Below are 13,840 nucleotides of genomic sequence, written 5' to 3' on the forward strand. Positions count from 1 at the left end.
ATTTCGGGCCAGACCAAGGCGCGACGAGGGCGCGGTGCAGGCACCGTAACCGAGGAGCAACGCAGGGCTGGCTCGAAAGACACCGGCTCTCCCTTCCCCGCGCTTCAGCGCCTCTTCCCCACATCACCTCCCCTCCATTCTTCCAGTGAATTCTGGAGGTTGGTATAAGACCCCCCCAGCCCTCGAAATCGAAAATCATTAGCCCCAGCTTGCCCCCCAATCGCGCTTCATTGCAAAGTGGCGCACTAATTGCAAAAAAGTTGCAGTGCTGAATTGCAGTCGCTCGTAAAAACCGCCACCGAGACGGCCCTCGCTCTTGGGAATCACTCTCAAAAGCGAACAAAAACCTCGGAAATCGATTCACCGTCGAAACCAAACCAAAAAATGAAAACAACGAACAAAACAACTTACCGTCGAGCCAGCAAAGCGGGTTTGACCCTCATTGAGCTCCTTGTGGTGCTCGTCATCCTGACCGGACTTGGCTCCCTGCTGCTTCCGACCATCAACGATGCGCTGACCCGCACTCACCTGGCCACCTGCTCGGCTAGCTTCCAAGATGTTCACACCATGGCCCAGCGCGCCCTCTTCGACGGCGGCGGGATTGGCAACAATCTTGAAACTGGCGTCTTTAACACTTCCGGCGAGTCCGTGAATGGGGCGAGCTTTGTTGGCACGCTCACTCAAGCCGAAGTCACTGCCCTGAACAACATTGGACTCACTACAGTTATCAACCATGGTGATCCTACCGCTGCGGGCTATGATCCTACTTTCGAAATCGGAGGTGTGGCAGAAACTCTTGATACTGCAACGGAGGTTCTTCGCTTCACTGGGGCTGACACGCTCGGCCTTTACTTGCCTGGTGCCACAGCAGATGACGCCTACGTTGTGTTGATGATCGGTCGTGATTGGACTGGTTTGGGCGACGTGGCCGCTGAACCACCGGTTCACTTCGGTGATGATCCCAATGCGACCCCAAACAAAGTGCACTCACGTTTTGGCCTGGTTTTCCAAGTCTCGAGTGATGCAGATGGATCGATCACAGACCTTGGTGATGACGGCGTAGCCGGGACGGGAGACGATACTCTCGGAGCAGGCGGAGTCGAAACCGCTCAGTTCATCACTGTCGCTTACACCCTGGATGGCGAAGGGCTCGAAACCCGTGACGAACACACCGCCGTCTATTGGAATGAAGTCGTAGAAGGCAGCTAACTTTTAGCTCTTCAAAGCTATCAAGTAGCGGGGGCGTTCGAATGGCGAGCGCCCCCGCTTTGCTTGGCTCTGGGACTTTTTCCCTCAGAAACTCTCAGGCTCATTCTTCTCTCTCCCCGAGCAAATTTCTCATGGATTGGAACATGGTGCCCGAAACAGAAAACGCTTGGTCGCCTTCTCGTCCGCAAACTTGGCAGCCCGCCGGCGGCCGTCCAGAGCGCCAGGCCGGGCTAACCTTGATTGAGCTGCTCGTGGTCCTCGTCATCCTAGTGGGTCTGGGAGGTCTCACGCTGGCCTTGATTAACAATGGGGCCACCTTGACCGGGGCAGACGGCGTCACTCGGACTGACAATCAAATCGTGACCGAAGAGACCCTCCAAACCGTGAGAGACGTCTTGATCGGCACCTCTTCTAGCGATCTTGGCTATTACCAGCACCTTGGCCAGTTTCCCGAAAGCTTGGGGGCTCTTCTGACCAATATCGATAACGAACCCATTTACAATCCCGCCACCAAACGAGGCTGGCGGGGTCCTTACTTGGCCACGGGGGGCGGCCGCTACGGAAACTTCCTCGACGCATCCGACCAGTTTCCCGACAACAGCGAGATCAGCGGCATCGAGGATGATCCAGTTATCTTGGACTCCTGGGGAAAACCCCTCCTGCTGGGACAAGAAAGTGGCAGTGATTTCGCCTGGTTGATTTCGGCAGGGCCGGACCGCGAACTCGACACCGATCTCGACACCGCCCTCGATAGTGATCGAGATGATGACCTGGTGCTCTTTCTTCTGACCACCGATCCCAACCTCCAATGACCACCTCCTCCTCATGGCTTGCTCGGGACGCACGCAAGGGCGGCCTCACCCTAATCGAACTCCTCGTGGTCCTGAGCGTGATCGCGGTTCTCTCCACGGCCGCCCTCCGAAGTGTCGTCGGGACAGTTGACCAACAGAACTACGACACCAACGTCGAACAGCTCGAGGAAATTGAAAAAGCCATTTTGGGGGACGGCGACACGGCCGGCTTCCTATCTGATCTGGGACGGCTTCCTGAGGTCCGCGATGGATCTCCCGTCGAAGATCAACTCGAAGAGTTGCTCGACCCCACGATCTGGGATGCGGATGAGCTTTTTGGAGTGTCCAGCCCTGATGGAGACCCCGACGTCCAGCTGGCCACAGGCTGGCGCGGACCTTACATCGATTTGGGAATCAATCAGGATGAACTCGATGACGCTTTTGCGAATCCCTATCAGTTACTCCAAGCTGACCGCTCCCCCATCGACGCCTCAGACGATGATGAAAATGACATCGCAATCATCGAAAGCTTTGGGGCTGACGGTGCTGATGGAGGGACGATTTTTTCCGAGGACGTGGAGATCGTCTTCGAAGACACCACTACTGGTCAAAATTTCTGGAGGACCATCCTCACTGTGAATGTCTCGCCCCCAGAGGGCGAAACGCTGATTGAGAGAGACAACCCGGCTACGACCGAGAGCATTGTGGTCCGGATTTATGGAGCCAACCCAGATTTTGATCCCTCTGACCCCACTTCTCAAAAGCTGCACACCATCGAGCAAGTCGAAGAAGAGATCTCCAATACTGGTGACAGCAGTTTCTCTTTCCTCCTAGATGGCGATGATGATCCCACCAATGATCCGGACCTGAATCCTGGTCCCGGACTTCCCATCGGGCCGAAAGCCCTGCGCATCTATCGGGTCGAGAGCGTTCCCGCCGACAAACAAGATGCAATTGCAGACAGCGAGCTCCAAAGCAAATCTCCCATCACTTACTTCAACCTGAGTCAGTTCAACACGAGCGAAACGCTCTTCATTGACTAAATGGCTTCTTGAGTCCCTGACAGCCTGCTTCCATGTCTCGCCCCAGCAAAACTTTCCTCATCCAAGCCTGTCCTCGTCATTTCAGAGTGGACCTCCGGAAAACGGCTCAGGGCTACGCCGTGGCCCAAGTGCTCCGCGAGGGAGGAGGGGAAGGCCCTGAGGAGGAGGGCTTGGAACTCTTTGACCCTGCCGGGAGTGGAGTCCTCGAGACCGAGTGGATCGTCCCTCTGGTCAGGCAGCGGCCCAAACCCGCTCCCGAAATCACCATTCTCAGTGACCGCATCACCAGCGTGGTCAGCGAGTCGCCCGGCGGACCAGGGGAGGATTGGCGGGGCGCGGCCGAAATGGAGGCCCAGACCATCAGCGGGCTGGCCTCTTCGGAGGCGGTGGCCGCCACCACTCGCCTGCCAGCCAACTCTGGTATGATCCGCTCCTGGATCGTGCAAGCGGCCATCCGGGACGTGGCCGCCATGCGGAATGCGGTCTCGGGCGCTTCGGGGAGTCGCTTGGTTTCGCTGGGACACCCGGCCGGCATCCGGCTCGATCCGACCGCCCCGCAGCTTGAAAACTGGACCGACTTCACTCTTTTCCACGCCGCCGGGGGAGAGCGCATCGACCTCCGCGGTTGGAATGGCCCCGACTCCCTGGCAGAAGCCAAGGAAGATGGGGAAGTGGCTGCCGCGCTGGCCCAGGCCGGACAAACCGCCCAAATCCTCCTGGCAGCCTCCGCTCCCGCTGAAGCCTACTCGGGGACGATTGCCGATTTTTCTGATCCATTTTGGATTGAGAGTTGGAGCCAAGCGCTTGCGAAAGCCTGTGATCCCCTGACCGGACAGATTCTCGGGCTCCCTCTGGTTTCGGTGCCCAAGCCACCTCCCAGCGCGGCCGCCGTCGCCAAAACTTCCGGTGCCATCGGCTTGGCCATGGCAGTCTTGCTCGGAGGGCACTTCTTGTTGGAGAGGTCCAACCATGAAAACTTGGAAGAGAACCTCCGCGAAGTGAAGACCCCGGCCGAAAGGGTCTCCACTGCCAGAAGTCAAATCGCCGAATTGAAGCGGGAGCTGCGGACGCTTCAGGCGACGGCCAGATCGGCCGGGGCCTCGGGCGTTAATGTCTATGCTCACCGTCGGCGGATCGGCTCTCTTTTAGACGGGATCGCCGCCGCTTCCAAGGTGCGCGAGGCGGTGGTGGTCGACTTTCGGCCGGAAAGCTTGAACACCGTTTTGACCGGGGCTGCCACCACTTTCAATGCCCCACAGACCCTGGCCACTGAAATCGATGAAGCGCTCGCGGGCAACGGATGGCGGGCCAGCTTGGTTCGAAGGACCGCTAAGCTCCTGCGGCCTGACGGAGGACCCTGGAGCTACGAAATCCGCCTCACTCCCACTCGACCCGTCCGTGTGGACCCTGGTGAGAGCCCTTTCTGATCGACTGCCCCTTTCTCCACGCCTGCCATGAAATCTCTCTCCTCTCGCGAACGCGTCATGGTGACCCTCCTCCCGGCGGGCATCCTCATGATCGTCTACTTCATCTTCTTCGCCCGCCCCGCCTCCCAGGAGTCAGACGAGCTTCGTCGGCAGATTGGAATCTGGGAAGATCGGCTTCCCAGCAATCGTGAGCAGGCCACCGTTCTCGCAGAATTGCGTCGGCTCGAAGCGGACGTCAAAAAGGAGCAGGCGGCCGCCCAAGAGCGAAAAGAACGGAATGAATCCATCCGAGCCTTCTGGGACGATCCTGACGCCAAAGCCGAAGGGGGTGCCTTCATCGGCAATCTTTTGGCGGAGAATGGCGCGGTCTTGGTGGAGGAAGCCGTCGCCTCCTCAGAAGACCAGCAGACTTTCACTTCCCTTTTGCAACCCCTCCCCTCCGCCCAACTCTGGCGGCTGCGAGTGGCCGGGAGCTACGAGGCCATTCGCAAAAGCATGGCCGCCATCGGAAAGACGGAGCTGCCTCTGGTCCCGGCCGGGATCGAAATGGAGCCCAAGGTCGAGGGCAATCAGAGCATTCACCTCTGGAATCTTTGGATCTGCCGATGACGGAGTTCAGCACAGCCGAGGAATTTGCCCCGCTCGAAGAAAAGCCTACCTTTTCGGCGCGCACTCTCCTCGACCGCTTTCTCCAGACCCTCATCGAGATGGAGGCCTCCGATCTCCACCTCGCCCCTCGCAATCGCCCCCTTTTCCGCCTCCACGGCACCCTGCGAGAGGTCGATGAGTTCCCCCAAGCGCTCAAAGAGGAAGAAATGCGCCTCCTCGTGGAGGAGTTGGCGGGAGGCCCGGCCCTCTCGGCCGTCCCCGCCTCCGGTTCCCTCGATGGAGCCCTGACGGCCGGGGAGAACAATGAGGGGCGCTTTCGTTTCAATATCTACCGTCGCTTGCCCGGCTATGCCATCGCCCTCCGGCGGCTCGAAAATGAATTCCGCTCTCTCCCCCAGCTAGGCCTCCCCGAATCGCTTCTGGATTGGTGCAGTCTCCCGGATGGTCTCATCTTGGTGGCCGGACCGACCGGCTCCGGCAAGAGCACCACCCTCGCGACGCTCGTGGATCACATCAATCGGACCCGCCCGGTTCACGTCATCACCATTGAAGACCCGGTCGAGTATCTTCATGTCTCGGATCGGGCTCTCGTGGACCAGCGGCAAATCGGCACCCACGCGCCCGACTTCCAAACGGCGCTGGTGTCTTCGTTGCGGCAAGACCCGGACGTCATTCTGGTGGGAGAAATTCGAGAGCGGGACACCATCCGAACGGCCATCACCGCGGCCGAGACCGGCCACCTGGTCTTTGCGACCGTCCACGCTCCCGATTGCGCGGGAGCCATCCAGCGGATCGTCTCCGTCTTCCCCTCGGACGAGCAGCCCGGCGTTCTCCGCCAGCTCAGCATGAACCTCCGCGGTGTCCTCGCGCAGCACCTGGTGCCGGCCGACGGCCCGGCCTGCGCAGAGAAACAGGATTTCCGATCCGGTTCCCGCACTCGGGTGCTTTTGAGTGAGATTCTGCAAGTGACCCCCGCCGCCGCCAACCTCATTGCCAAGGCCCAATTCGTCCACCTCGCCTCCACCATGGAGACCGGGGCTCGTCAGGGCATGCAGACCCTGGAACAGAACCTCCTCAGCTGGGTGCTTTCGGGCTATCTCTTGCGGGCCACCGCTCTCTCCAACACCCGCAACCCTAAAGTCTTGGAACAACGGCTGTCCCGAGAGATGAAAGGCAGCCCCGGAAAACGGGTTTCCCGTCCTGCCTCCCGTCGCTAGCCCCTTCTTCCCTGCCGCCCCGCCATGTCCGCCCCGGAACCCAACACCCAAACTACCGCTGGTTCTCCCCCCTCTTCGGTCTCCCCGTCGGTCGTTCCAGATCGGCCCGGCCCTTCGGAAGCCATCGGGGGAAGGGGCCGCGACTCGGAGGGTCCTCTCAATCTCGAGACCATCAAATTCGACCCACGCTGGGCCCTCCAAGTGGCACCCAGCCTCATGATCCGGCGGCGCTTCCTGCCCTTGCTGGCTTTCGAGGGCGTCCTCTATGTCGCGGTCGAGCGCTCCCTCGACTCGGGATCGCGACGCGTTCTCGAGCGTTTGGCGGGTTGTCCGGCCGAACCGATCGTGGCCACCGGGGGCTCCATCCGCCTCCTGCAAACCCGCCTCTTCGGGGATTTGCGGGAAGCCGTCAGCATGGATCGCCCGGCGGTCGACCCCGCGGCCGCCGCCCGAGCCGAAAACGTGGAACCTTCTCCCGAAGAAGCCGTTCGCATTTGCGAGCAGCTCCTCAAAAGCGGCATCGTGCGCCAGGCCTCTGACATCCATTTCAACGTCACCCGCAATGGAGACGTCCAAGTCAAACTGCGGATCGATGGCGTGCTCATGGAGGACACCACCCTGCCTGCCTCCCTGCGCCTGGCGGTTTTCAACCGGATCAAGGTGCTAGGTGGTCTCGACATCGCGGAAAAACGAGCCTCGCAGGATGGCTCCTTCCGCTTTGAGCCGGGCGGAGTCCTCCCCCAGATCGAAGTTCGGGTGGCCACCATTCCCGCCCGTCACGGAGAACGGGTCACCCTCCGACTCCTCACTCGGGAAAGCAATCTCGTCACCCTGAGTGGCTTGGGCTTTGAGGACCGTCACCGGACGCTCTTCGAAAAAGCCATTCGTCTCTCTCACGGGATGGTCTTGCTGACCGGGCCCACCGGAAGCGGCAAGAGCACCACCCTCTACGCCTCGCTGAAATACCTCCTGGCTAACAAACCGGTCAACGCCATGACGGTGGAAGACCCCATCGAATATGAAATCGATGGCGTGACCCAGACCGAGGTCGATGCCAAGCGGCAGAAGGTTTCGTTCGCCACCTCCCTGCGCAGCATCCTCCGGCACGATCCGGATGTCGTCATGTTGGGAGAGATTCGCGACCAGGAAACCTCCGAACTCTCCGTGCGAGCCGCCCTCACCGGTCACCTCGTGTTCAGCACCCTCCACACCAACACCGCCATGGGGGCGGTCACCCGTCTGCTGGACTTGGGGGTCGATCGCTTCCTGGTGGCCTCCGTCCTTCGTTTGGTGGCTGCCCAACGGCTCGTCCGCCGGCTCTGCGATGAGTGCAGCCGCCAGGACACCATCACCGAATCGGAGGCGCATGCCTTGCGCAATCCCAGCCTGGCGGGGCGCCCTTGCCGCCGGTCGGCCGGCTGTCTCAGCTGCGCCGGAACCGGCTTCACCGGACGCACCGCGCTCTTCGAAGTCGTCCCGATCGGCCCCGAAGAATCCGAACTCATCGGATCGGTTTCGGTCAGCGACTCCGTGGAAGCGGAACTCAACAAGCGAGTCCGGGCCGCTGGGCATGCCTCCCTCTTGGAAAACGGCATTGCCAAGGTCGAGGCAGGCGAGACGACGGTCGACGAAGTCCTCAACGCCACCCTCGACTTCGCCTGATCTCTTTTACCCCGTTCGCGATGAGCTTATTTGAATACACTGCGGTCAATGCCTCTGGCGAATCGGTAGTCGGGCGACTCAAGGCCGAATCCGCCGAGGACCTGAGGTGGTCTCTTTTGGAGAAGGGCCTCCAGCCGGAATCGGTTCGGGAAACCTCTGCCGAAGAGATCGGTTTTTCTCCGGTCAATTGGCTCAGCGTTCGCCCCGTTCACATTGAACTCACTCTTCGTCAGATTGCAGTCATGCTTCGCAGTGGCATGACTCTCTTGGCCGCCATCGAGACCGTCATCGACCAGCCCCCGTCGAGACCCACTCGGCGGGTCTATGAAAAGATCCGGCGTAGCCTGGAGAATGGAGAACCCTTGGCCGAAGCGCTCACTCAGCACAAGTGCTTCCCTCCTGGGGTCGTTGCTCTTATTGGCATGGGAGAAGAAAGCGGAAACTTGGACGGCGTGATGGATCGGGCTGCCATCGCTATGGAAACCAAGCGCCGCAACACCAACGCCACCCTGACGGCTCTCTTCTACCCCTCTTTCACTTTTCTCTTCGCCATCGGCATCTGCGTCTACATGATCGTGGCCGTCATTCCGCCCATGAAAAGGGCCTTAGAAGCGCTCGGCCGCCCCATGCCGGCGATGACCCAATCCCTTCTCGACATTGGCGAGTTTTTCGAAAAATGGGGAGTGATGATGATCCTGATCATGGTGATCTTGATCGTCGTCTACATCTTGATCTGGCTTTGGCCACCCGGCAGACTGGCCCTGGATCGCACTGCTCTTCGGCTCCCCTTAGTCGGGACCATCATCCGGACGGGCGACACGGCCCTTTTCTCTCGTTCCATGGGCACGCTCTTAGGGAGCGGGATTCCGTTGGTGGAGAACCTGCGCATCATCGGGACGATTCATCGGAATCGCTACCTCACGGCGGTCGTGGAGTCGGCTCGCCGGCGCATCCTTGAAGGCAGCTCCCTAGCGGAAAGCCTGACCCGCCCGCATGCCTACACCCCCATGATGCTCAAAATGATCGGCGTAGGGGAGGCTTCCGGTAATTTGGAAGAGACCCTCGATCACGTGGCTGATTTCCACGACGACCAACTTCAATCCCTCATCAAACGCTTAAGCGCTCTCCTCGAACCAGCCGTGATTCTTCTAGTCGGCTTGCTGGTCGGCTATGTCTATATCGCCTTTTTCATCGGCCTTTATGGGGCTGCCTAACCCGCTTCACGCCTTTCTTGCTCCACGAACTTTTCAACCTCGATCCTCAACCAACCGATTCCATGAAACTACCTGCGGTCCTCCGCTCTCTTTCCTTGCTCCTGAGCTTGGCCCTTGGCCTCTCGGCTCTCTTTCCCTTCCCTCTTTCCGCCCAGCAGGGCGCGGGCGACCCCACGCGCACTGATGCCGAGATGGAGGAAGTCCTCCGCGCCCTTCGTGCCAGTGAGGAGGACGATGCGGCCTCCCAAAGCGCCAACGCCATCGGGCGGGTCTCGCTCGCCGGTTTGGTGGTGGCAAGCAGCGGCCAAGCAGGGATCGCCGAAGGCTCCGCCCTGCTGCGGGTCGGCAACCTCTTTGTTCTCGCTCGCAAAGGGCAGACCGTAACCAACGGAAGCAAAAGCTACCTCGTCCAATCCGCCAGCGAGTCCTTGGTCCTGCTGGAGGAATCGGGCGGCGAGCAGTTGGTTCTCCGGGCCCAAAACGCAAGGGACGCTCAGGGAGGCGAGCAAGATCTCGCTCTCGTCGAATTCCAAGAAGTCCCTCTTCACTTGGCCGCAAGGGCGCTTTCGGACGAGACGGGGCTGCGGATTGTCGTCTCCAGCCAAGCCCGTCAGACCCCCATCAGCCTCTATCTCCGAGGTGTGGACATCGCCGATGCGCTCGACTCCCTCGTGCTCACTCACCGGCTTTATCAAAGTGATATTCCGGAAGCCGATATCGTCCGACTTCACACCACCGCGGAGTATGCCGAAGACGCGAGCGCCTTTCGGGATGAGCGGACGCGCGTCTTCACCCTCAAGTATCCCAATGCGCGGGACGTCGCCCTTTCTATCCGGGATCTTTATGGCGATCGGGTTCAGTTGGCCCAACGATTCGAAGACGAAGACGAACCGGGCGAATACCTCTCCGAAGATCTCCAGCAGCGCTTGGAACGCTTCGATATCATCGATGCCCGGGGCCAGGGATTTGGAGTGGATAGTGGGGGCAATCAAGGAGGGCGGGGCCTTCAAGCGCTCTCCAACCGCTTCAACAACCGAAACAATAACAACAACAACTTCCTCAACTCTGCCAACCGCCTCTTCGGAGACGATCAGGCTCTCAGCCAAGATGATCGCTTCACCGAAGCCGATGATGAACTTTCGCCCGAGCAAATCGCTGCCTTAGCCTCGGGGGATCCTCGCGTCATCGAGCAGATCCTCCAGCAACGCGCCGATATCTTTGTCACCGTCATCGACCGACTGAACAAAGTCATGGTCCGGACCCGGGACGACAAAACCATGCAGGAAATCGGCGACTTGGTGCAGTCTCTCGACGTCCCCACTCCCCTGGTCCTCTTGGAAGTCAAGATCATGGAGGTGGACCTCGCCCGAGGCCTCGACACCGCCTTCGATTGGAGCTTCAACTCCGGTGAGTTCGCCGGCAGCTTCGCTCCGGTCAGTCCTTTCAACGCGGGAGACCTCATCTTCAGCTATCTCGACAGCACCTTCCAAGCACAAGTCCGGCTTCTCCAACAAGCCAACAAGCTCACCATTTTGGGGAAACCCATGTTGTTGACCGCCAACAACGAAGTCAGCCGCCTTTTCATCGGGGAGGAAGTGCCGCTCAATCGCAACTTTGACGGCGGGCAGACCATCGTGACCGATGGCACCCCCATTGTGGCGGCCAGCAACACGGATATCGAATTCCGCCCCGTCGGCTCCACTCTTCTGATCACCCCCAACATCAACGCAGACCGCACCGTCTCCCTCCGAGTCCTCCAAGAGGAATCCCGAGTCGTGGAAGGGGGGGCCGATGTCCTGGTGCCTGACCAAGGGGGCGGCTTTGTCAGCCAAACCATCGACACGGTCGCTTCTCAAACCGCCAGTGGCACCTTTGTCGCGCGCGATAAGCAAACCATCGCCGTCGGCGGCATGATCACCGAACGTCTGGAATCGCGGCGTTCGCAAATCCCCATCCTGGGTGACATCCCGATCGTGGGTCGCCTCGCCCGAAATCAGATCGTGGGAAGAGAGCGCCGGGAAATCGTCCTTCTCCTGACCCCTCACATTATTCAAACCCCAGGCGAGGGCGAGGCCATCAGCCAGCGAGTGGTCCAGAAGAACTCGCTCCACCCCAACGCCCCGACCGGCGAAGGCACGCTGGGGGCCTTCATCGAACAAGAGGTGCTCGACACGGGAAGTGAAGAGTTCATCCCACTGCGTCGCGTGCAACGGCTCCAACAGCAGTTGGACAGCCTCCGGCCCTCCTGGAACCGCCCACCCGAAAACACCGCCACCTCCGAACCCAAAAAGGCCGTGCAAGTCTTCAAAAAGCGCTAAAAGCCACCGCCTCCGTCCTCCCCGCGCTCGAAATCGAAAATCAAGAATCAAAAAGCTGCCCTCCTAATCAATTGAGAAAGCCTCGCTTCGGTGCGATTTCTGCCTCGCTCCGTCGTCGATGAAAGCCGCTCTCCAATCCATGTCCCCGCCTGGCGATGCCAGCGGGGAGGGGCCCTCCTCCCACCCGGCGGATGTGCCCCTAGCGGTGCATGACCTGACGGTCGCCTACCACCAACGCCCTGTCCTCTGGGACATCGACCTCGACATCCCGGAAGGCAAACTGGTCGGCTTGGTCGGTCCCAACGGAGCGGGCAAAAGCACCCTTCTCAAGGCCTGCCTTGACCTCCTCCCCAAAACCAGTGGCGAGGTGCTCGTCTACGGCAAATCCTACAAGACTCAGCGCCATCGCCTGGGCTACGTCCCCCAGCGGGAAAGCGTGGACTGGGACTTCCCGGTCAGCGCCCTCGATGTCGTAGCCATGGGCACCTACCGAGAAATCGGCTGGTTCCGCCGGGTGGGCAAGCGCGAGAAAGAGAAGGCGCTGGCCTGCCTCGACCGGCTAGGAATCGCCGACTTGGCCGACCGCCAAATCAGCCAACTCTCCGGAGGCCAACAACAGCGCATCTTCCTGGCCCGGGCCCTAGCCCAAGAGGCCGATCTCTACCTCATGGATGAGCCCTTCAGCGCGGTCGACGCCGCCACCGAACAAGCCATTGTGAAACTGCTGCAAGAGCTCAATCAGCAGGGCAAGACTTGCCTCGTCGTCCACCACGATCTCGCGACCGTCAGTCAATACTTCGATTGGTTGGTGCTGCTCAACATGCGGATCGTCGCCTCCGGCCCCACCCCAGAGATCTTCACCAAGGAAAACTTGCAGAAAACCTACGGCGGAAAACTGAATCTCCTGGATTCAGCCGCCCAAGCGCTCATTCATGCCACACGCTGAAGCCGGCTTTCCCGTCCTCGCCCTCGCGAGCCAAAATGAGGCGCTCTCTTGGCCCCTCTTCTGGGAAGTATTCTCGCTGCAAACCTACAACACGCGCCTCGTGGTGGTAAGCGCCGCTCTTCTCGGGCTGGCCTCGGGTTTGGTGGGGACCTTTCTCTTGCTGCGGAAGCGTTCTCTCGTGGGCGATGCCCTGTCCCACGCCACCTTGCCAGGGATTGGGCTGGCCTTTCTCCTCGCCACCAGCCTGGGCTGGGAAGCCAAAGCCCTGCCGGTGCTCCTGACGGGCGCCGCCCTCACGGGGATCGTCGGATTTTTGATCGTTCTGGCCATCCGAAACACCACTCGCCTGAAAGACGACGCTGCCATGGGCCTGGTCTTGAGCGTCTTTTTCGGAGGGGGCATTGTCCTCCTCTCCATGGCCCAAACCCTGCCCCAGGCAGCCGGGCTCGAGTCGTTCATTTACGGAAAGGCCGCCTCCATGGTGCCAAGTGATTTCTTCCTCATCGCCAGCTTCACCGTAGCGGCCGCCGCGGCCGCCTTTCTGCTGCAAAAGGAGTTTACTCTTCTTTGTTTCGATGAGCCGTTCGCCTCGGCGCAAGGCTGGCCCACGCGAAGGCTCGACGTTCTCTTGTTGCTGCTCGTCACGGCCGTGACCGTCGTGGGACTGCAAGCGGTCGGCCTCATTCTGGTCATTGCCTTTCTCATCACGCCAGCGACCGCCGCCCGTTTTTGGACCCACTCTCTCCCAAAAATGCTTTGGCTGAGCGGCCTCTTGGGCGCGGCCAGCGGTTGGTTGGGGGCTACCTTGAGCGCTCTTCTGCCCGGGCTGCCAGCCGGGGCGGTCATCGTCCTGGCGGCGGCCTTTCTCTTTCTCTTAAGCCTCTTCTTCGGAACCGCCCGCGGAGTCTTGCCGCGACGGGTTCAATCCCTCCGCCTCAACCGCAAAGTCGGTCGACAGCACCTGCTGCGCGCCTTCTACGAAATCCTCGAACGCCGCCACCCCGCCGCTCAATCGCTGCAACCCAATGAGGCCATCCGACTCCGTGATCTTCAAGGCCATCGAAGCTGGCCCCCTCGCCAGCTCCAGCGGCTGCTTCGCCAGGCCCAGCAGGAAGACCATCTCGAAGAGAGCCAGGATCGCGACTGGCTGCGACTCTCGGAGAGCGGCTTCGGCGAAGCCGCCCGCATCACTCGCAATCACCGTCTCTGGGAAACCTACCTCATCCACCACGCGGACATCGCCCCCAGTCACGTCGATCGAGATGCCGACATGATCGAGCACGTCCTCGACGCCGACCTCGTGCAACGTCTCGAAACCGAACTCCGAAGTCGCGGAGCCTGGATCCCCAGCCCCCACCTCCTCAGCGGTCAATAACCCACCTCACCCACCTCCAAACCGGAAAA

11 protein-coding genes are annotated in these 13,840 nt (G+C 60.4%); all 11 read left to right on the forward strand.

Features of this window, described 5'->3' with window-relative positions; all coding sequences use genetic code 11:
• The first annotated feature begins 249 nt into the window (after window positions 1–249).
• The 11 genes from AAF555_07810 (at window position 250) to AAF555_07860 (ending at window position 13,811) form a co-directional block, all read left to right on the forward strand.
• A complete protein-coding gene (locus AAF555_07810; protein MEM6911476.1) occupies window positions 250–1,209 on the forward strand; it encodes a type II secretion system protein in 960 nt (319 codons plus the stop codon).
• A gap of 143 nt (window positions 1,210–1,352) precedes the next feature.
• Window positions 1,353–2,021 carry a prepilin-type N-terminal cleavage/methylation domain-containing protein gene (locus AAF555_07815; protein MEM6911477.1) on the forward strand — a complete coding sequence of 223 codons (669 nt, stop codon included), beginning with the start codon at window positions 1,353–1,355 and terminating at the stop codon, window positions 2,019–2,021.
• Window positions 2,018–3,043 (forward strand): prepilin-type N-terminal cleavage/methylation domain-containing protein, encoded by a 1,026-nt coding sequence (locus AAF555_07820; protein MEM6911478.1) that lies wholly within the window; start codon window positions 2,018–2,020, stop codon window positions 3,041–3,043. Before AAF555_07815 ends, AAF555_07820 begins: the two co-directional genes overlap by 4 nt.
• Before the next feature lie 32 nt (window positions 3,044–3,075).
• Window positions 3,076–4,470 carry a hypothetical protein gene (locus AAF555_07825; protein ID MEM6911479.1) on the forward strand — a complete coding sequence of 465 codons (1,395 nt, stop codon included), beginning with the start codon at window positions 3,076–3,078 and terminating at the stop codon, window positions 4,468–4,470.
• Between the two features lie 27 nt (window positions 4,471–4,497).
• Window positions 4,498–5,079, forward strand: a complete 582-nt coding sequence (locus AAF555_07830; GenBank protein ID MEM6911480.1) for a hypothetical protein — start codon at window positions 4,498–4,500, stop codon at window positions 5,077–5,079.
• The gene (locus AAF555_07835) at window positions 5,076–6,296 is read left to right on the forward strand and encodes a PilT/PilU family type 4a pilus ATPase (protein MEM6911481.1); all 1,221 of its coding nucleotides are present in this window, start codon (window positions 5,076–5,078) and stop codon (window positions 6,294–6,296) included. Before AAF555_07830 ends, AAF555_07835 begins: the two co-directional genes overlap by 4 nt.
• 24 nt (window positions 6,297–6,320) lie before the next feature.
• A complete protein-coding gene (locus AAF555_07840) occupies window positions 6,321–7,958 on the forward strand; it encodes a GspE/PulE family protein (protein MEM6911482.1) in 1,638 nt (545 codons plus the stop codon).
• Window positions 7,959–7,978: 20 nt separating this feature from the next.
• Window positions 7,979–9,172 (forward strand): type II secretion system F family protein, encoded by a 1,194-nt coding sequence (locus AAF555_07845; protein MEM6911483.1) that lies wholly within the window; start codon window positions 7,979–7,981, stop codon window positions 9,170–9,172.
• Between the two features lie 62 nt (window positions 9,173–9,234).
• Window positions 9,235–11,490 (forward strand): hypothetical protein, encoded by a 2,256-nt coding sequence (locus tag AAF555_07850; protein MEM6911484.1) that lies wholly within the window; start codon window positions 9,235–9,237, stop codon window positions 11,488–11,490.
• A 139-nt stretch (window positions 11,491–11,629) separates the two neighbouring features.
• Window positions 11,630–12,436, forward strand: coding sequence for a metal ABC transporter ATP-binding protein (locus AAF555_07855; GenBank protein MEM6911485.1), 807 nt, complete (start codon window positions 11,630–11,632; stop codon window positions 12,434–12,436).
• Window positions 12,423–13,811: an iron chelate uptake ABC transporter family permease subunit gene (locus AAF555_07860; GenBank protein MEM6911486.1), complete on the forward strand. Its 1,389-nt coding sequence runs from the start codon at window positions 12,423–12,425 to the stop codon at window positions 13,809–13,811. The genes AAF555_07855 and AAF555_07860 overlap by 14 nt, the downstream gene beginning before the upstream one ends.
• Window positions 13,812–13,840 lie beyond the last annotated feature (29 nt).

It is taken from the genome of Verrucomicrobiota bacterium (assembly GCA_039027815.1).
In the GTDB taxonomy this organism is placed as follows: Bacteria; Verrucomicrobiota; Verrucomicrobiia; order Verrucomicrobiales; family JBCCJK01; genus JBCCJK01.

Excerpts from the sequence above, each read along its gene's own strand:
- AAF555_07815 (MEM6911477.1), top strand. The coding sequence starts at position 1,353 with ATGGTGCCCGAAACAGAAAACGCTTGGTCGCCTTCTCGTCCGCAAACT.
- AAF555_07820 (MEM6911478.1), top strand. The coding sequence starts at position 2,018 with ATGACCACCTCCTCCTCATGGCTTGCTCGGGACGCACGCAAGGGCGGC.
- AAF555_07825 (MEM6911479.1), top strand. The coding sequence starts at position 3,076 with ATGTCTCGCCCCAGCAAAACTTTCCTCATCCAAGCCTGTCCTCGTCAT.
- AAF555_07830 (MEM6911480.1), top strand. The coding sequence starts at position 4,498 with ATGAAATCTCTCTCCTCTCGCGAACGCGTCATGGTGACCCTCCTCCCG.
- AAF555_07835 (MEM6911481.1), top strand. The coding sequence starts at position 5,076 with ATGACGGAGTTCAGCACAGCCGAGGAATTTGCCCCGCTCGAAGAAAAG.
- AAF555_07840 (MEM6911482.1), top strand. The coding sequence starts at position 6,321 with ATGTCCGCCCCGGAACCCAACACCCAAACTACCGCTGGTTCTCCCCCC.
- AAF555_07845 (MEM6911483.1), top strand. The coding sequence starts at position 7,979 with ATGAGCTTATTTGAATACACTGCGGTCAATGCCTCTGGCGAATCGGTA.
- AAF555_07850 (MEM6911484.1), top strand. The coding sequence starts at position 9,235 with ATGAAACTACCTGCGGTCCTCCGCTCTCTTTCCTTGCTCCTGAGCTTG.
- AAF555_07855 (MEM6911485.1), top strand. The coding sequence starts at position 11,630 with ATGTCCCCGCCTGGCGATGCCAGCGGGGAGGGGCCCTCCTCCCACCCG.
- AAF555_07860 (MEM6911486.1), top strand. The coding sequence starts at position 12,423 with ATGCCACACGCTGAAGCCGGCTTTCCCGTCCTCGCCCTCGCGAGCCAA.